We start from the raw sequence: 14,762 nt of genomic DNA, 5'->3' as shown, positions 1-14,762 counted from the left end.
TGACAAGTAACACTTCTTTAAACCCCCTTTCTGCTCAAGGAAAGGGGGTTTATTTTTATTCCTTATTCTTTTCCACCTTTTAATCTTGCATAGTGCTGCGATAATTAAACCTAAGGTGCAATGCAGTAATGGCGCATTGCCGGGAGCAGAGGAACACACTATGGATTACGAATTTCTGCGTGATATTACCGGAGTGGTAAAGGTGCGTATGTCCATGGGGCATGAAGTGGTCGGGCACTGGTTTAACGAAGAGGTGAAAGAAAACCTGGCCTTGCTTGATGAAGTAGAAGACGCCGCGCGCACGCTCAAAGGTAGCGAACGTTCCTGGCAGCGGGCAGGGCATGAGTACACGCTATGGATGGACGGCGAAGAAGTGATGGTTCGCGCTAATCAACTGGAATTCGCTGGCGATGAAATGGAAGAGGGGATGAACTACTACGACGAAGAAAGCCTGTCGCTATGCGGCGTTGAGGATTTTCTGCAGGTGGTGGCTGCTTATCGTAATTTCGTGCAGCAAAAGTAAATAAATCTGGCGGAGCCCGCGAGCTCCGCCAGAGCCGTTAAACAGCGGGCATATTGCGCCCGTAATAAATCTCGCGCATTTCTTTCCACAGCGCAGCGGTAATTTCCTGGCGCTCGCTGTCGGTTAAATCTTCCGGTTTGGTGTGGAACATATAGTGCTTAAGGTCGAACTCTTTAAGCAACATCTTGGTATGGAAGATATTTTCCTGATAGACGTTTACATCCACCATGTCATACAGCGCCTTCATATCGTCAGACATAAAGTTCTGAATCGAATTAATCTCATGGTCGATAAAGTGCTTCATACCGTTAATGTCGCGAGTAAAACCGCGCACGCGATAATCAATGGTTACGATATCGGACTCAAGCTGGTGGATCAGGTAATTCAGCGCCTTCAGCGGAGAAATCACGCCGCAGGTAGAGACTTCAATATCGGCGCGGAAGGTACATAAACCGCCTTCAGGATGACTTTCCGGGTAGGTATGTACGCAAATATGACTTTTATCGAGATGGGCAACGACCGTTTCTGGCAGTGGGCCGGGGTGTTCTGTTTTGTCGATGAGTTTCGGGTCAACCGGTTCTTCACTCACCAGAATAGTGACGCTGGCACCCTGTGGTTCGTAATCCTGGCGGGCGATGTTAAGAATATTGGCCCCGATAATGGAACAGGTTTCTGACAAGATTTCGGTCAGACGGTTGGCATTATAGAGTTCATCGATATAAGCAATATAACCGTCGCGTTCTTCGGCAGTTTTGGCGTAGCAGATATCGTAAATACAAAAACTCAGACTTTTGGTCAGATTATTAAAGCCATGCAGTTTCAGTTTTTTCAATTTCTTATCTTCTCCTTAGGACGGCTGTGAAGCCAGTGCGTCTTGCAGATACTGAGGTAAGGCAAAAGCTGCCGTATGGATTGCCGGATTGTAATAACGGCATTTCAGGCCAGAAGCGAGAAAACGCGCCTGAATAATTTCGGTTGAGAGATGGCGTAAGGCATCGTTATCTGTCGCCCATGCAAAGGTCATGATGCCGCCGTAATAGGTCGGGATCGCCGCCTGATAAAAGCCAACGTCGCTGAAGTAATGGCTGAGTTTGCGATGACTGTCGATAGCCTCTTCCTGCTGTAAAAAGCAGACGCCGTTTTGTGCGACGAAGATACCGCCAGGATTCAGGCAGCGTTTACAACCTTCATAAAATGCTGAGGTGAACAGACTTTCGCCGGGACCGATAGGATCGGTGCAGTCGGAGATAATGACATCAAAAGTCTGGTTGGTTTGATTAACGAAATTGACGCCATCGTCGATCACCAGTTTAAAGCGCGGATCGTCGTAGCTACCAGCGTTATGGTTGGGTAGATACTGACGGCAGAACGACACGACACTCGCATCGATTTCCACCATCGTGATTGACTCAACGTTTTTATGTCGGGTCACTTCACGCAGCATGGCACCGTCGCCGCCGCCGATAATCAGCACATGTTTCGCGTGACCGTGGGCCAGTAGCGGAACATGGGTCATCATCTCATGATAGATAAACTCGTCGCGCTCGGTGGTTTGTACTACGCCATCCAGCGCCATTACGCGGCCAAATGCAGCGTTCTCAAAAATGATCAGATCCTGGTGATCGGTCTTTTCATGATACAGAACGTTATCTACCGCAAAGTACTGCCCAAACTGGTCGTGTAGCGTTTCATGCCACTGTTTTTTTTCGGCCATGGGTTGATACCTCCTTTGTTAACACCCGTAAAAAAAGGGCGCAACATAATAGCTAACATTGACCGCGGATGCACGGTCAATATTTCTACAAAAAGGTATCAGGGATTATTTGACGTAGGCAAGCAGGCTTAAGGAATCGCGAGCCAGGGCTTTGCACTTTTTAGCGACGGGAATGCCAATGCCGCTGAGATCGCGGTAGCTGTCTTCACCGAGGGTTTTCATGTCGAAGGTGTCGTAATTACTGAGATCCCACTGGTTTTGCTGGGCGAAAAAGACCAGTGCGCGACGAATTTGCCCGTTAGGTAAGTTCTGGTAACCACAATCGTTCTTCAGAAAGACAAAAACTGCCGTTAAATCGGCCATATCTTCGGCTTCAGACTCGCTGAGCGCGTAACTGTTTGCGCAGACGGCCATCAGGCTGCCGAATAACACTGTTCTGAAAAACGTCTTCATTGCTTCTACCAGGGGCTTAAAGAAGATAAACGTTAGCACACTGCGAGCGAGGCGACGACCATTATTGTCGATTAAATTGTGTCTGCGGCTTGACCTTCCCGTAAGGGGAAGGACTATGCTCAACGTTTGATTTTGTTTCGCCTGCTTAAGAATAAGGAAATAACTATGCAACGTCGTGATTTCTTAAAATATTCCGTCGCGCTGGGCGTGGCTTCAGCCTTACCGCTGTGGAGCCGCGCAGTATTTGCGGCGGAACGCCCAACGTTACCGATCCCTGATTTGCTCACGACCGATGCCCGTAATCGCATTCAGTTAACTATTGGCGCAGGTCAGTCCACCTTTGGCGAGAAAACTGCAACTACCTGGGGCTATAACGGCAATCTGCTGGGGCCGGCGGTGAAATTACAGCGCGGCAAAGCGGTAACGGTTGATATCTATAACCAACTGACGGAAGAGACGACGTTGCACTGGCACGGGCTGGAAGTACCGGGTGAAGTCGACGGCGGCCCGCAGGGAATCATTCCGCCAGGTGGCAAGCGCTCGGTGACGTTGAACGTTGATCAACCTGCCGCTACCTGCTGGTTCCATCCACATCAACATGGCAAGACCGGGCGACAGGTGGCGATGGGGCTGGCTGGTCTGGTGGTGATTGAAGATGACGAGATCCTGAAATTAATGTTGCCAAAACAGTGGGGTATCGATGATGTTCCGGTGATCGTTCAGGATAAGAAATTTAGCGCTGACGGGCAGATTGATTATCAACTGGATGTGATGACCGCCGCCGTGGGCTGGTTTGGCGATACGTTGCTGACCAACGGTGCAATCTACCCACAACACGCTGCCCCGCGTGGTTGGCTGCGCCTGCGTTTGCTCAATGGCTGTAACGCCCGCTCGCTCAATTTCGCCACCAGCGACAATCGCCCGCTGTATGTGATTGCCAGCGACGGTGGTCTGCTACCTGAACCGGTGAAGGTGAGCGAGCTTCCCGTGCTGATGGGCGAGCGTTTTGAAGTGCTGGTGGAGGTTAACGACAACACCCCCTTTGACCTGGTGACGCTGCCGGTCAGCCAGATGGGAATGGCGATTGCGCCTTTTGATAAGCCGCATCCGGTAATGCGGATTCAGCCGATTGCTATTAGTGCCTCCGGTGCTTTGCCAGACACATTAAGTAGCCTGCCAGCATTACCTTCGCTGGAAGGGCTGACGGTACGTAAGCTGCAACTCTCTATGGACCCGATGCTCGATATGATGGGGATGCAGATGCTGATGGAGAAATATGGCGATCAGGCGATGGCCGGGATGGATCACAGCCAGATGATGGGGCATATGGGGCATGGCAATATGAATCATATGAACCACGGCGGGAAGTTCGATTTCCACCATGCCAATAAAATCAACGGTCAGGCGTTTGATATGAACAAGCCGATGTTTGCGGCGGCGAAAGGGCAATACGAACGTTGGGTTATCTCTGGCGTGGGCGACATGATGCTGCATCCGTTCCATATCCACGGTACGCAGTTCCGTATCTTGTCAGAAAATGGCAAACCGCCAGCCGCTCATCGCGCGGGCTGGAAAGATACCGTTAAGGTAGAAGGTAATGTCAGCGAAGTGCTGGTGAAGTTTAATCACGATGCACCGAAAGAACATGCTTATATGGCGCACTGCCATCTGCTGGAGCATGAAGATACGGGGATGATGTTAGGGTTTACGGTATAAAAAGACCGTATTCGGAAATATGCCCGGATCTCTCCGGGCATTATGGTTACTTCACATCATCCGGCAGCGCATAAGCCACAATATAGTCGCCCATCTTCGTACCAAATGAACCGTGACCGCCTGCGGAGATCACCACATACTGCTTACCATTCACTTCATAGGTCATTGGCGTAGCCTGACCACCCGCTGGTAAACGGCCCTGCCACAGTTTTTCACCGTTGCTCATGTTGTAAGCGCGCAGGTAGTTATCTGCCGTAGCGGCGATAAACAGTACGTTACCCGCTGTGGAGATTGGCCCGCCCAGCATCGGCATACCCATATTGAACGGCACCGGAACCGGCATCGGGAACGGCATACTGTCCTGCGGCGTACCAATACGTTTCTTCCACACCACTTCATTGGTTTTCAGATCCAGCGCCGAGATATAACCCCATGCTGGCTGTTTACATGGTAGACCAAACGGTGAGAGGAACGGGTTGAGCGTGACACCATACGGTACACCGTACTGTGGCTGAATGCCGGATTCCGTACCCGTGCCTTTGGCATCTTTCGGCTGCTCCATCGGGTTGCCAGGACCGCGCGGGATCAGTTTCGAAACAAACGGCAGTGCCATTGGGTTGGCAATTGCCACTTCACGATTCGGATCAACGGAAATCCCGCCCCATTCGAACATCCCCAGGTTGCCCGGGAAGACCAGCGTACCCTGTTCAGATGGCGGTGTGAAAATGCCTTCATAGCGCATCTGATGGAACATCACACGGCACACCAGCTGGTCAAACATGGTGGCTCCCCACATATCCGCACCGCTCAAATCTTTCGTCGGACGGAAGCTCAGTTCAGAAAACGGTTGAGTTGGGGTTACGTAATCGCCTTCGGCAGCACCTTGGGGAACCGGTTTTTCCGGGGCCGGAACCACCAGTTCACCATTACGACGATCGAGCACAAAAATGTTGCCGGTTTTCGCTGGAGCATAAATGACCGGAACCTTTTGACCGTTAACGGTGATGTCCGCCAGCGTCGGCTGTGCCGGAAGATCCATATCCCACAGGTCGTGATGAACGGTCTGGTAGCTCCACGCCAGTTTCCCGGTAGTGGCATTCAGCGCCAGAATCGAGCTGGCATAACGTTCCTGTTCCGGTGTGCGGTTACCGCCCCAGATATCCGGCGTGGTCACGCCCATCGGCAGATAGACCAGATCCAGCTTCGCGTCATAGGCCGCTGGTGCCCACGAGTTTGGTGAGTTAAAGGTAAAGGTGTGTTCGTCAGACGGGATTGCGTTCGGATCTTTCGCGCCCGGATCAAAAGCCCACAGCAGCTCCCCGGTGTTGACATCAAAACTACGGATCACGCCAGACGTTTCGCGGGTTGAGAAGTTATCGGTGACTGAACCGGCCATCACGATGGTTTTATCGGTGATAATCGGCGGCGAAGTCGGCTCATACAGACCCGGCTTGGTGTCCGGCATATTGCTTTGCAGATTGAGCACGCCTTTATTAGCGAAGGTTTCGCACAGCTTGCCGTTTTCAGCGTTAATCGCAATCAGGCGACCATCATTGACCGGAAGAATGATACGACGCGGGCAATCCGCCATCACTTCTGGCGAGGCCGTTTCTGCTTTGGCTTCATGATAAGAGACGCCACGGCAGGTTACGTGCTGGAAAGACTCGTTGGTTTTCAGTTCAGGATCGTAATGCCATTTCTCTTTGCCGCTGGCGGCATCGAGCGCAAACAGGCGCTGGTGAGCGGTACACAGGTAAAGGGTGTCGCCCACTTTAATCGGCGTCACTTCATTGGTGATTTCGCCCGGATCGTTCGGCTGTTTCACATCGCCTGTACGGAACACCCAGGCTTCTTTCAGGTTATGGACGTTATCGGCGTTAATCTGTTTCAGCGGCGAAAAGCGTTGACCTTCCTGATTGCGACCATACGCAGGCCAGTCCTGATCGGCAACCGGTGAGATGGCTTCGGCAGGTGTGGCATCGGCGCTTAAGGTGCCGTTGATTTCCTGCGGATCGTTAAATCCCGCCCAGGTGAGGATTCCGCCACTAATCAGCAACGCCACCACCAGAGCGGCAACTGCGCCGCTGGCAGGAATGACCAGGCGACGCCAGACAAACGGCAGGATCAGCCAGATGCCGAAGAAGACCAGAATGTCGCTGCGCGGAGTCAGCGCCCAGAAGTCGAAACCAACTTCCCAGACGCCCCAAATCATGGTGCCGAGCAGCAGGGCGGCGTATAGCCAAAGCGCGGCGCGTTTACTGCGCCACAGCATCCAGGCGACGCCGAGCATCACAAGGCCAGCGATAGGGTAGTACCAGGAGCCGCCAATCGCGACCAGCCAGCCTCCGCCAATGAGTAGATACAGCCCGCAAAGCGCTGCAAAAAGGGCTGTTAGCGTGACGAGTAATCGTCGCGAGCCTGTATTGTTAATTGCCATAAAGAGACACCATTTCAATTCATTAATATTTTAGTAGCAATTAATTATAGGTTTTAACATGTGTGATCGTCATCACAATTCGAGCTTTATTAACAGATTCCGCGAATGAATAGTTTTACTGGTATACTGCGTGTCTTGCGCTTTGTTGCGGTGCCAAAACCTGCCCGTGCGAAGTGATTTGTTTTTAAATCATATGGTTAGAGATATGAAACATACTGTAGAAGTAATGATCCCCGAAGCGGAGATTAAAGCGCGTATCGCCGAACTGGGTCGTCAGATTACTGAGCGTTACAAAGACAGCGGCAGCGATATGGTGCTGGTGGGTCTGCTGCGTGGCTCATTTATGTTTATGGCGGACCTGTGTCGTGAAGTTCAGGTATCTCATGAAGTCGATTTTATGACCGCCTCCAGCTACGGTAGCGGCATGTCCACCACCCGTGATGTGAAAATCCTCAAAGATCTGGATGAAGATATCCGTGGCAAGGACGTGCTGATTGTTGAAGATATCATCGACTCGGGTAATACACTGTCGAAAGTGCGTGAGATCTTAAGCCTGCGCGAACCGAAGTCGTTGGCGATTTGTACGCTGCTGGATAAACCGTCCCGTCGTGAAGTGAACGTCCCGGTAGAATTCATCGGTTTCTCGATCCCGGATGAGTTTGTGGTGGGCTACGGCATTGATTACGCACAGCGTTACCGTCATCTGCCGTATATCGGCAAAGTGATTCTGCTGGACGAGTAAGTGTGAAGTTGCCGGATGTGTTGCATCCGGCATGGCATTTTTATTTGTGGTTGGCGTGTTTCAGCTTGAGATTGGAAATCCCGTGACGGTAACGTTGCTCAAGAGTTTCGCGGTTGGTCGCTGTGACATCCAGATCACGCAGCAAGCCGTCGTGAATGCCGTAGGCCCAGCCGTGAATGGTGACTTTCTGCCCGCGTTTCCACGCTGATTGCATAATGGTGGAGTGGCCCAGGTTATACACCTGTTCCATGACGTTCAGTTCACACAAGGTATCCAGACGGCGCTCTTGCGGCATTTCGCCGAGCAATGAGCTATGTTTGAACCAGATATCACGGATATGCAGCAGCCAGTTGTTGATAAGCCCCAGTTCCGGGTTTTCAACTGCGGCTTGTACGCCGCCGCAACCGTAGTGGCCACAGATAATAATGTGTTCAACTTCGAGTACATCCACTGCATACTGAACCACGGAAAGGCAGTTCAGGTCAGTGTGAATGACCAGGTTAGCAACATTACGGTGAACAAAGAGTTCGCCCGGCTCAAGACCGGTTAAACGTTCTGCAGGAACGCGACTGTCGGAACATCCAATCCATAGAAAGCGCGGTTTTTGCGCTTGTGCCAGTTTCTCAAAAAACCCGGGATCCTCTTCCACCAGCATTTTTGACCATAGTGCATTGTTGCTGATGAGTGTATCTATGTCTTTCATGGAGGTTAACGACCTGTAACCAAATAATTACGTTTGGCTAATATAGGGCAACTCCGGGACGATTTAAACCACAGATAAAGTGTAAGAACGTAAGGTAAGTAAAAATTTATGACCATTGCACTGGAACTTCAACAGCTTAAAAAAACCTATTCAGGCGGCGTTCAGGCGCTTCGTGGAATAGATTTGCAGGTCGAATCGGGTGATTTTTATGCACTTCTCGGGCCGAACGGGGCCGGGAAATCGACCACTATCGGTATTATCAGCTCTCTGGTAAATAAAACCTCCGGGCGGGTCAGCGTATTTGGTTACGATCTCGAGAAGGATGTCGTGAACGCTAAACGTCAGTTGGGACTGGTGCCGCAGGAATTTAACTTCAACCCGTTTGAAACCGTACAGCAAATTGTGGTGAATCAGGCAGGGTACTACGGTGTGGAGCGCAAAGAAGCGTACATCCGCAGCGAAAAGTATCTTAAACAGCTCGATCTATGGGGGAAACGCAACGAACGTGCGCGCATGTTATCTGGCGGGATGAAGCGCCGTTTAATGATTGCCCGTGCGTTAATGCATGAACCTAAACTACTGATTCTCGACGAACCGACCGCAGGCGTGGATATCGAACTTCGCCGCTCAATGTGGGGCTTTTTGAAGGATTTAAACGACAAAGGCACCACCATCATTCTCACCACACACTACCTGGAAGAAGCAGAAATGCTGTGCCGCAATATCGGCATTATTCAACACGGTGAGCTGGTGGAAAATACCTCGATGAAGGCGCTGCTGGCGAAGCTGAAATCAGAAACCTTTATTCTCGATCTCGCACCGAAAAGCCCGTTACCGAAGCTCGATGGCTATCAGTATCGACTGGTCGATACCGCGACGCTGGAAGTTGAAGTGCTGCGTGAGCAGGGGATCAACAGCGTATTTACGCAGTTAAGTGAGCAGGGCATTCAGGTATTAAGTATGCGTAACAAAGCTAACCGTCTGGAAGAGCTGTTTGTTTCACTGGTTAATGAAAAACAAGGAGATCGCGCATGATGCATCTTTACTGGGTGGCGCTAAAAAGCATCTGGGCGAAAGAGATCCATCGCTTTATGCGTATCTGGGTGCAGACGCTGGTGCCGCCAGTCATCACCATGACCCTTTACTTTATTATTTTCGGTAACCTGATTGGTTCGCGTATTGGCGATATGCATGGCTTCAGCTACATGCAGTTCATTGTACCGGGGCTGATCATGATGTCGGTGATCACCAACGCCTACGCTAACGTCGCGTCATCATTTTTTGGTGCCAAGTTCCAGCGTAATATTGAAGAGCTGCTGGTAGCGCCGGTTCCGACTCACGTCATTATTGCCGGATATGTCGGCGGTGGCGTGGCGCGAGGTCTGTTTGTTGGCATTCTGGTGACGGCAATTTCACTGTTTTTTGTGCCGTTTCAGGTGCATTCGTGGGTATTTGTCGCTTTAACGCTGGTGCTCACGGCGGTGTTGTTCTCCCTTGCGGGTTTGCTGAACGGCGTGTTTGCCAAAACGTTCGATGACATCAGCCTGGTGCCAACCTTTGTGTTAACGCCACTTACGTATTTGGGCGGGGTCTTTTACTCACTGACTTTGTTGCCGCCGTTCTGGCAAGGGCTGTCGCACCTGAACCCAATCGTTTATATGATCAGTGGTTTCCGCTACGGCTTCCTCGGTATCAATGATGTTCCGCTGGTCACTACCTTTGGCGTACTGGTGGTCTTTATTGTGGCGTTTTATTTGATCTGTTGGTCGCTGATCCAACGTGGACGTGGTTTGCGTAGCTAAGGCTATTTCCTCTCCTCTGGATTTGGGGGAGAGGAGTTTTGACGGCTATCACCCTTTATCAACAATGGTCAGGGTAGACTGATTTTCGGCTAAGGAGGAAGGCGATGTTAGGTTGGGTAATTACCTGTCACGATGACCGGGCGCAAGAGATACTGGATGCGCTGGAGAAAAAACATGGGGTGCTTCTTCAGTGCCGGGCCGTGAATTTTTGGCGCGGATTAAGCTCTAATATGCTCAGCCGCATGATGTGCGATGCTCTGCATGAAGCGGACTCTGGTGAAGGTGTCATCTTCTTAACCGATATAGCCGGAGCGCCGCCGTACCGCGTGGCTTCATTATTAAGCCACAAACACTCCCGTTGCGAAGTGATTTCTGGCGTCACGTTACCGTTAATTGAGCAGATGCTGGTCTACCGTGAAACGTTATCCAGCGCAGAGTTTCGCGAGCGTATTGTCGAACTGGGTGCGCCGGAGGTGAGTAGTCTTTGGCACCAGCAACAAAAAAATCCGCCTTTCGTCCTCAAACATAATTTGTATGAGTATTAACCCGCGATTCTGATGACGCTTTTGCTACAATAAACGCGTTGTTTCACCCTCGGTTATTTTTTCATGTACAAACAAGCTGTTATTCTCCTGCTGATGCTGTTTACCGCAAGCGTCAGTGCCGCGTTACCTGCCCGTTATATGCAAACCATCGAAAATGCTGCGGTCTGGGCGCAAATTGGCGACAAGATGGTGACCGTGGGGAATATTCGGGCCGGGCAAATCATTGCCGTGGAGCCCACTGCCGCAAGTTATTACGCATTTAATTTTGGCTTTGGTAAAGGGTTTATCGATAAAGGGCATCTCGAGCCGGTTCAGGGGCGACAAAAAGTTGAAGATGGTTTGGGTGACCTCAACAAGCCGCTGAGTAATCAGAACTTAATAACCTGGAAAGATACGCCGGTCTACAACGCGCCGAGTGCGGGCAGTGCGCCGTTTGGGGTACTGGCGGACAATTTGCGCTACCCAATTTTGCATAAAATGAAAGACAGGTTAAATCAAACCTGGTATCAGATCCGTATTGGCGATCGGCTGGCCTATATCAGCGCGCTGGATGCCCAACCCGATAATGGCCTGCCGGTGCTAACCTATCACCATATTCTGCGCGACGAAGAAAACACCCGTTTTCGCCATACTTCGACGACCACCTCGGTACGCGCTTTCAATAACCAGATGGCCTGGCTGCGCGACAGGGGATACACGACACTGAGTATGGTGCAGCTGGAAGGTTACGTGAAGAATAAGATCAATCTCCCTGCGCGAGCGGTGGTGATTACCTTTGATGATGGCCTCAAATCGGTGAGCCGCTATGCGTATCCTGTGTTGAAACAATATGGCATGAAGGCGACGGCGTTTATTGTTACCTCGCGCATCAAACGTCACCCGCAGAAGTGGGACCCAAAATCGCTGCAATTTATGAGCGTTTCTGAACTTAACGAAATTCGCGATGTATTTGATTTCCAGTCACATACCCATTTTTTGCATCGTGTGGATGGTTATCGCCGACCCATATTACTGAGCCGTAGTGAGCATAATATTCTGTTTGATTTTTCACGTTCACGCCGCGCTCTGGCGCAATTTAATCCGCATGTCTGGTATCTTTCGTATCCGTTTGGCGGCTTTAATGACAAAGCCGTGAAGGCAGCAAACGATGCCGGATTTCACCTGGCGGTGACAACCATGAAAGGCAAAGTAAAACCGGGGGATAATCCGTTGTTACTAAAACGACTTTATATCTTAAGAACGGATTCGCTGGAGACGATGTCGCGGCTGGTGAGTAACCAGCCGCAGGGATAACAATCAAGCAACCTGTACCGGAATGGCTTTCGCGGTACGTTTCATTTCATTGTCGCCTTCAAAATAGGCGACGTTGGGTCGCCAGGTGCGAGCTTCTTCATCTGGCATAGTAACGAAGCTGGCGATGATGACAATATCGCCGACGCTGGCGCAGTGGGCCGCCGCACCGTTAACGGAAATAATTCTCGAACCGCGTTCTGCCGCGATGGCATAGGTGGAGAAACGCTTGCCGTTGGTCACATTCCAGATATCAATGGCTTCGTTTTCGAGAATACCGGCTGCGTCAAGAAAATCCTGGTCAATGGCGCAAGAACCTTCATAGTGCAGGTCCGCATGAGTCACTTTCACGCGGTGGAGTTTGCCCTGCAGCATCGTGCGAATCATAACTTCTACCTTTCTACCCTGTCGTTAACGAAGCAGGCGATGCCTGCTTTGAGGAAATTCTCACGCAGTATTGCCCGATTTTTGTTTAGTGTCTACTCATCTGACGGCATTTGCATCAGCAGTTTGCGTACCGTGCCGAAGCGTGCCATGTAACGCCTGTAACCAATTGAAATTTCTCTGAACGCTGCTCGGTAAACAATAAAGAGGCGGCTGACGACGGCGCGCTTTGACTGGATACTGCCTTCACGCAAGACAACACGGAAGGCAGGGAAGATGGATGCACCGAGTACCACACCGCATGACGCGGTATTTAAACAATTTTTAATGCATGCGGAAACGGCTCGTGACTTTCTGGATATCCATTTGCCAGCGGAGCTACGCGAACTGTGTGACCTCGACACGCTGCATCTTGAGTCGGGGAGTTTTATTGAGGAAAGCCTGAAAGGGCACAGCACTGACGTGCTCTATTCCGTGCAAATGCAGGGTAATCCCGGTTATTTGCATGTGGTGATTGAACATCAAAGCAAGCCGGATAAGAAAATGGCCTTTCGCATGATGCGTTATTCTATTGCTGCCATGCACCGGCATCTGGAGGCGGATCACGATAAGCTGCCGCTGGTGGTGCCGATTCTGTTTTATCAGGGCGAGGCCACACCTTATCCGCTCTCAATGTGCTGGTTTGATATGTTTTACTCGCCGGAGCTGGCGCGACGCGTTTACAACAACCCTTTCCCGCTGGTGGATATCACCATCACACCGGATGACGAAATCATGCAGCATCGGCGGATTGCGATTCTCGAACTACTGCAAAAACATATTCGCCAGCGCGACTTAATGTTATTGCTGGAGCAACTGGTCACGCTGATTGACGAAGGGTACACTAGCGGAAGTCAGTTAGTTGCCATGCAAAACTATATGCTGCAACGCGGTCATACTGAACAAGCGGATTTGTTTTATGGTGTGCTGAGAGACAGGGAAACGGGAGGGGAGTCTATGATGACGCTGGCGCAGTGGTTTGAAGAGAGGGGAAGACAGGAAGGAAGACAGGAGGTAAGACAAGAGGTAAGACAAGAGGTAAGACAAGAGGTAATACAGGAAGTAACACAGGAAGTAAGTCAGGAATTCGCCCAGCGTCTTCTGAGTAAAGGAATGTCTCGGGAAGACGTTGCAGAGATGGCAAATTTACCCCTTGCCGAGATTGATAAGCTGATTAACTAAGTTGTCTGCATTATCAGTTATAGCCAGATAATTGTTATTGTTAACTGACCAGATAATTAAGGGAACATATGGAAATAAAGACACGGAGAGAAACCAGGCAGACGTTGGCGCAGTGGTTTGAAGAGAAGGGATTTCAGAAGGGATTTCAGAAGGGATTTCAGAAGGGATATAAAGAGGGACTCCGGAAGGTAAGGCTGGCCCAGCGTCTTCTGAGTAAAGGAATGTCTCGGGAAGACGTTGCAGAGATGGCAACTTTATCTCTTACAGAGGTTGATAAGCTAATTAACTCTAACTAAGTTGTCTACGATATGAATAATTTCTTACAGATGACGTGGCAATGAATAACTGGCGCCATCAGCCGTAGCGCCAGTTAAATATTACACCAGCTCGACTATTTTGTTGTCGATCAGGCGGGCATCGCCAAGCCAGGCGGCTACCAGAATCACTGCACGTTTGCTGTTTTCAGAGACCTCCAGCAAGGTGTCGGCATCACGAATCTGAATATCATCGGCGCGGAAGCCTTTTTCATTCAGTTCTTGCCCGGCAATAGTAATAATTTCATCGAGATCCCGTTCGCCAGCCTGCAATTTGTCGGCAATCGAACTTAAAACCTTGTACAGACCAGGCGCAATTTTGCGTTGTTCCGCCGTCAGATAACCGTTACGGGAACTCAGCGCCAGACCGTCTTTGGCGCGCATAATTGGCACACCGACAATCTCAATATCAAAGCCCATATCAGCAACCATTTTGCGGATCAGCGCCAGTTGCTGAAAATCTTTTTCACCGAAGCAGGCGATGTCCGGCTGGACCAGATTGAACAGCTTGCTGACGATAGTCGAAACGCCGCGAAAATGTCCCGGACGGCTGGCACCTTCCAGCATGGTAGAAAGACCGGGAACATCAACATAGGTGTGGGTTTCTGTACCGTTCGGGTAGATCTCTTTTACCGAAGGGGCGAAAACTAAATCCACTTTGCGCTTGTTCAGCTTTTCGCAGTCCTCTTGCAAGGTCCGTGGATAACGTGCCAGATCTTCCGGGCGGTCGAACTGCATCGGGTTAACGAAAATACTGACGACGACCACATCGGCGCGGGCTTTGGCTTCGTCGACCAGCTTCATATGGCCGTCGTGCAGGTTACCCATGGTGGGCACCAGCGCCACGCGCTTACCTTCCATACGCAGGCGGCGGATTTGCTGACGCAGCAGCGGCAGGGTTTCGATAATTAACACAAC

The 14,762-nt window shown here is 50.7% G+C and carries 16 protein-coding genes; 9 read left to right on the top strand and 7 right to left on the bottom strand.

Annotation, left to right across the window (positions count from 1 at the left end; genetic code table 11):
• The first annotated feature begins 160 nt into the window (after positions 1-160).
• Positions 161-523, top strand: a complete 363-nt coding sequence (gene yacL, locus ACJHYR_RS10715; RefSeq protein WP_000384304.1) for a protein YacL — start codon at positions 161-163, stop codon at positions 521-523.
• A 37-nt stretch (positions 524-560) separates the two neighbouring features.
• On the opposite strand, the gene speD is transcribed toward yacL, so the two are convergent.
• From speD to ACJHYR_RS10700, 3 genes are all read right to left on the bottom strand, one after another.
• Entirely contained in the window at positions 561-1,355 is a 795-nt protein-coding gene (gene speD, locus ACJHYR_RS10710; RefSeq protein ID WP_000734287.1) for an adenosylmethionine decarboxylase, read from the bottom strand.
• A 15-nt stretch (positions 1,356-1,370) separates the two neighbouring features.
• Positions 1,371-2,237: a polyamine aminopropyltransferase gene (speE, locus tag ACJHYR_RS10705; protein ID WP_000818425.1), complete on the bottom strand. Its 867-nt coding sequence runs from the start codon at positions 2,235-2,237 to the stop codon at positions 1,371-1,373.
• Positions 2,238-2,342: 105 nt separating this feature from the next.
• Positions 2,343-2,690 (bottom strand): YacC family pilotin-like protein, encoded by a 348-nt coding sequence (locus ACJHYR_RS10700; RefSeq protein WP_014639061.1) that lies wholly within the window; start codon positions 2,688-2,690, stop codon positions 2,343-2,345.
• A gap of 165 nt (positions 2,691-2,855) precedes the next feature.
• Here ACJHYR_RS10700 and cueO point away from each other — a divergent pair, with 165 nt between their 5' ends.
• Positions 2,856-4,406, top strand: a complete 1,551-nt coding sequence (gene cueO, locus ACJHYR_RS10695) for a multicopper oxidase CueO (RefSeq protein ID WP_001189621.1) — start codon at positions 2,856-2,858, stop codon at positions 4,404-4,406.
• A 46-nt stretch (positions 4,407-4,452) separates the two neighbouring features.
• Here the strand turns inward: cueO and gcd are convergent, their stop codons facing one another.
• Positions 4,453-6,843, bottom strand: a complete 2,391-nt coding sequence (gcd, locus tag ACJHYR_RS10690) for a quinoprotein glucose dehydrogenase (protein ID WP_014639062.1) — start codon at positions 6,841-6,843, stop codon at positions 4,453-4,455.
• Positions 6,844-7,048: 205 nt separating this feature from the next.
• On the opposite strand from gcd, the gene hpt reads away from it, so the two are divergent.
• A complete protein-coding gene (hpt, locus tag ACJHYR_RS10685) occupies positions 7,049-7,585 on the top strand; it encodes a hypoxanthine phosphoribosyltransferase (RefSeq protein ID WP_000683335.1) in 537 nt (178 codons plus the stop codon).
• Between the two features lie 40 nt (positions 7,586-7,625).
• Here hpt and can read toward each other — a convergent pair whose 3' ends face one another.
• Positions 7,626-8,288: a carbonate dehydratase gene (gene can, locus ACJHYR_RS10680; protein ID WP_000651599.1), complete on the bottom strand. Its 663-nt coding sequence runs from the start codon at positions 8,286-8,288 to the stop codon at positions 7,626-7,628.
• Between the two features lie 108 nt (positions 8,289-8,396).
• On the opposite strand from can, the gene ACJHYR_RS10675 reads away from it, so the two are divergent.
• From ACJHYR_RS10675 to ACJHYR_RS10660, 4 genes are all read left to right on the top strand, one after another.
• Positions 8,397-9,323, top strand: coding sequence for an ABC transporter ATP-binding protein (locus tag ACJHYR_RS10675; RefSeq protein ID WP_072837377.1), 927 nt, complete (start codon positions 8,397-8,399; stop codon positions 9,321-9,323).
• Positions 9,320-10,090 carry an ABC transporter permease gene (locus ACJHYR_RS10670; RefSeq protein WP_000972203.1) on the top strand — a complete coding sequence of 257 codons (771 nt, stop codon included), beginning with the start codon at positions 9,320-9,322 and terminating at the stop codon, positions 10,088-10,090. The genes ACJHYR_RS10675 and ACJHYR_RS10670 overlap by 4 nt, the downstream gene beginning before the upstream one ends.
• A gap of 104 nt (positions 10,091-10,194) precedes the next feature.
• The gene (locus tag ACJHYR_RS10665; protein WP_000901998.1) at positions 10,195-10,635 is read left to right on the top strand and encodes a PTS sugar transporter subunit IIA; all 441 of its coding nucleotides are present in this window, start codon (positions 10,195-10,197) and stop codon (positions 10,633-10,635) included.
• 63 nt (positions 10,636-10,698) lie between these two features.
• Positions 10,699-11,928, top strand: a complete 1,230-nt coding sequence (locus ACJHYR_RS10660) for a polysaccharide deacetylase family protein (RefSeq protein ID WP_059328306.1) — start codon at positions 10,699-10,701, stop codon at positions 11,926-11,928.
• A gap of 3 nt (positions 11,929-11,931) precedes the next feature.
• Here ACJHYR_RS10660 and panD read toward each other — a convergent pair whose 3' ends face one another.
• Positions 11,932-12,312: an aspartate 1-decarboxylase gene (gene panD / locus ACJHYR_RS10655; RefSeq protein WP_000621515.1), complete on the bottom strand. Its 381-nt coding sequence runs from the start codon at positions 12,310-12,312 to the stop codon at positions 11,932-11,934.
• A 273-nt stretch (positions 12,313-12,585) separates the two neighbouring features.
• On the opposite strand from panD, the gene ACJHYR_RS10650 reads away from it, so the two are divergent.
• Together ACJHYR_RS10650 and ACJHYR_RS10645 are read left to right on the top strand one after the other, a co-directional pair.
• Entirely contained in the window at positions 12,586-13,530 is a 945-nt protein-coding gene (locus ACJHYR_RS10650) for an Rpn family recombination-promoting nuclease/putative transposase (RefSeq protein ID WP_000339900.1), read from the top strand.
• Positions 13,531-13,598: 68 nt separating this feature from the next.
• Entirely contained in the window at positions 13,599-13,826 is a 228-nt protein-coding gene (locus ACJHYR_RS10645; RefSeq protein WP_064225960.1) for a hypothetical protein, read from the top strand.
• An 81-nt stretch (positions 13,827-13,907) separates the two neighbouring features.
• Here ACJHYR_RS10645 and panC read toward each other — a convergent pair whose 3' ends face one another.
• Complete coding sequence (panC, locus tag ACJHYR_RS10640) at positions 13,908-14,759, bottom strand: pantoate--beta-alanine ligase (RefSeq protein ID WP_000905382.1); 852 nt, start codon at positions 14,757-14,759, stop codon at positions 13,908-13,910.
• Between the last annotated feature and the right edge of the window lie 3 nt (positions 14,760-14,762).

The organism is Escherichia sp. WS1450 (genome assembly GCF_046487395.1).
Lineage (GTDB): Bacteria > Pseudomonadota > Gammaproteobacteria > Enterobacterales > Enterobacteriaceae > Escherichia > Escherichia coli.
The sequence above is the reverse complement of the archived record's forward strand: the minus strand, read 5'-3'. Positions and strand labels throughout refer to the sequence as shown.

Bases quoted from the DNA above. Each gene is read 5' to 3' on its own strand.
- yacL (WP_000384304.1), top strand. From the start codon at position 161: ATGGATTACGAATTTCTGCGTGATATTACCGGAGTGGTAAAGGTGCGT.
- speE (WP_000818425.1), bottom strand. From the start codon at position 2,237: ATGGCCGAAAAAAAACAGTGGCATGAAACGCTACACGACCAGTTTGGG.
- ACJHYR_RS10700 (WP_014639061.1), bottom strand. From the start codon at position 2,690: ATGAAGACGTTTTTCAGAACAGTGTTATTCGGCAGCCTGATGGCCGTC.
- cueO (WP_001189621.1), top strand. From the start codon at position 2,856: ATGCAACGTCGTGATTTCTTAAAATATTCCGTCGCGCTGGGCGTGGCT.
- gcd (WP_014639062.1), bottom strand. From the start codon at position 6,843: ATGGCAATTAACAATACAGGCTCGCGACGATTACTCGTCACGCTAACA.
- hpt (WP_000683335.1), top strand. From the start codon at position 7,049: ATGAAACATACTGTAGAAGTAATGATCCCCGAAGCGGAGATTAAAGCG.
- can (WP_000651599.1), bottom strand. From the start codon at position 8,288: ATGAAAGACATAGATACACTCATCAGCAACAATGCACTATGGTCAAAA.
- ACJHYR_RS10675 (WP_072837377.1), top strand. From the start codon at position 8,397: ATGACCATTGCACTGGAACTTCAACAGCTTAAAAAAACCTATTCAGGC.
- ACJHYR_RS10670 (WP_000972203.1), top strand. From the start codon at position 9,320: ATGATGCATCTTTACTGGGTGGCGCTAAAAAGCATCTGGGCGAAAGAG.
- ACJHYR_RS10665 (WP_000901998.1), top strand. From the start codon at position 10,195: ATGTTAGGTTGGGTAATTACCTGTCACGATGACCGGGCGCAAGAGATA.
- ACJHYR_RS10660 (WP_059328306.1), top strand. From the start codon at position 10,699: ATGTACAAACAAGCTGTTATTCTCCTGCTGATGCTGTTTACCGCAAGC.
- panD (WP_000621515.1), bottom strand. From the start codon at position 12,312: ATGATTCGCACGATGCTGCAGGGCAAACTCCACCGCGTGAAAGTGACT.
- ACJHYR_RS10650 (WP_000339900.1), top strand. From the start codon at position 12,586: ATGGATGCACCGAGTACCACACCGCATGACGCGGTATTTAAACAATTT.
- ACJHYR_RS10645 (WP_064225960.1), top strand. From the start codon at position 13,599: ATGGAAATAAAGACACGGAGAGAAACCAGGCAGACGTTGGCGCAGTGG.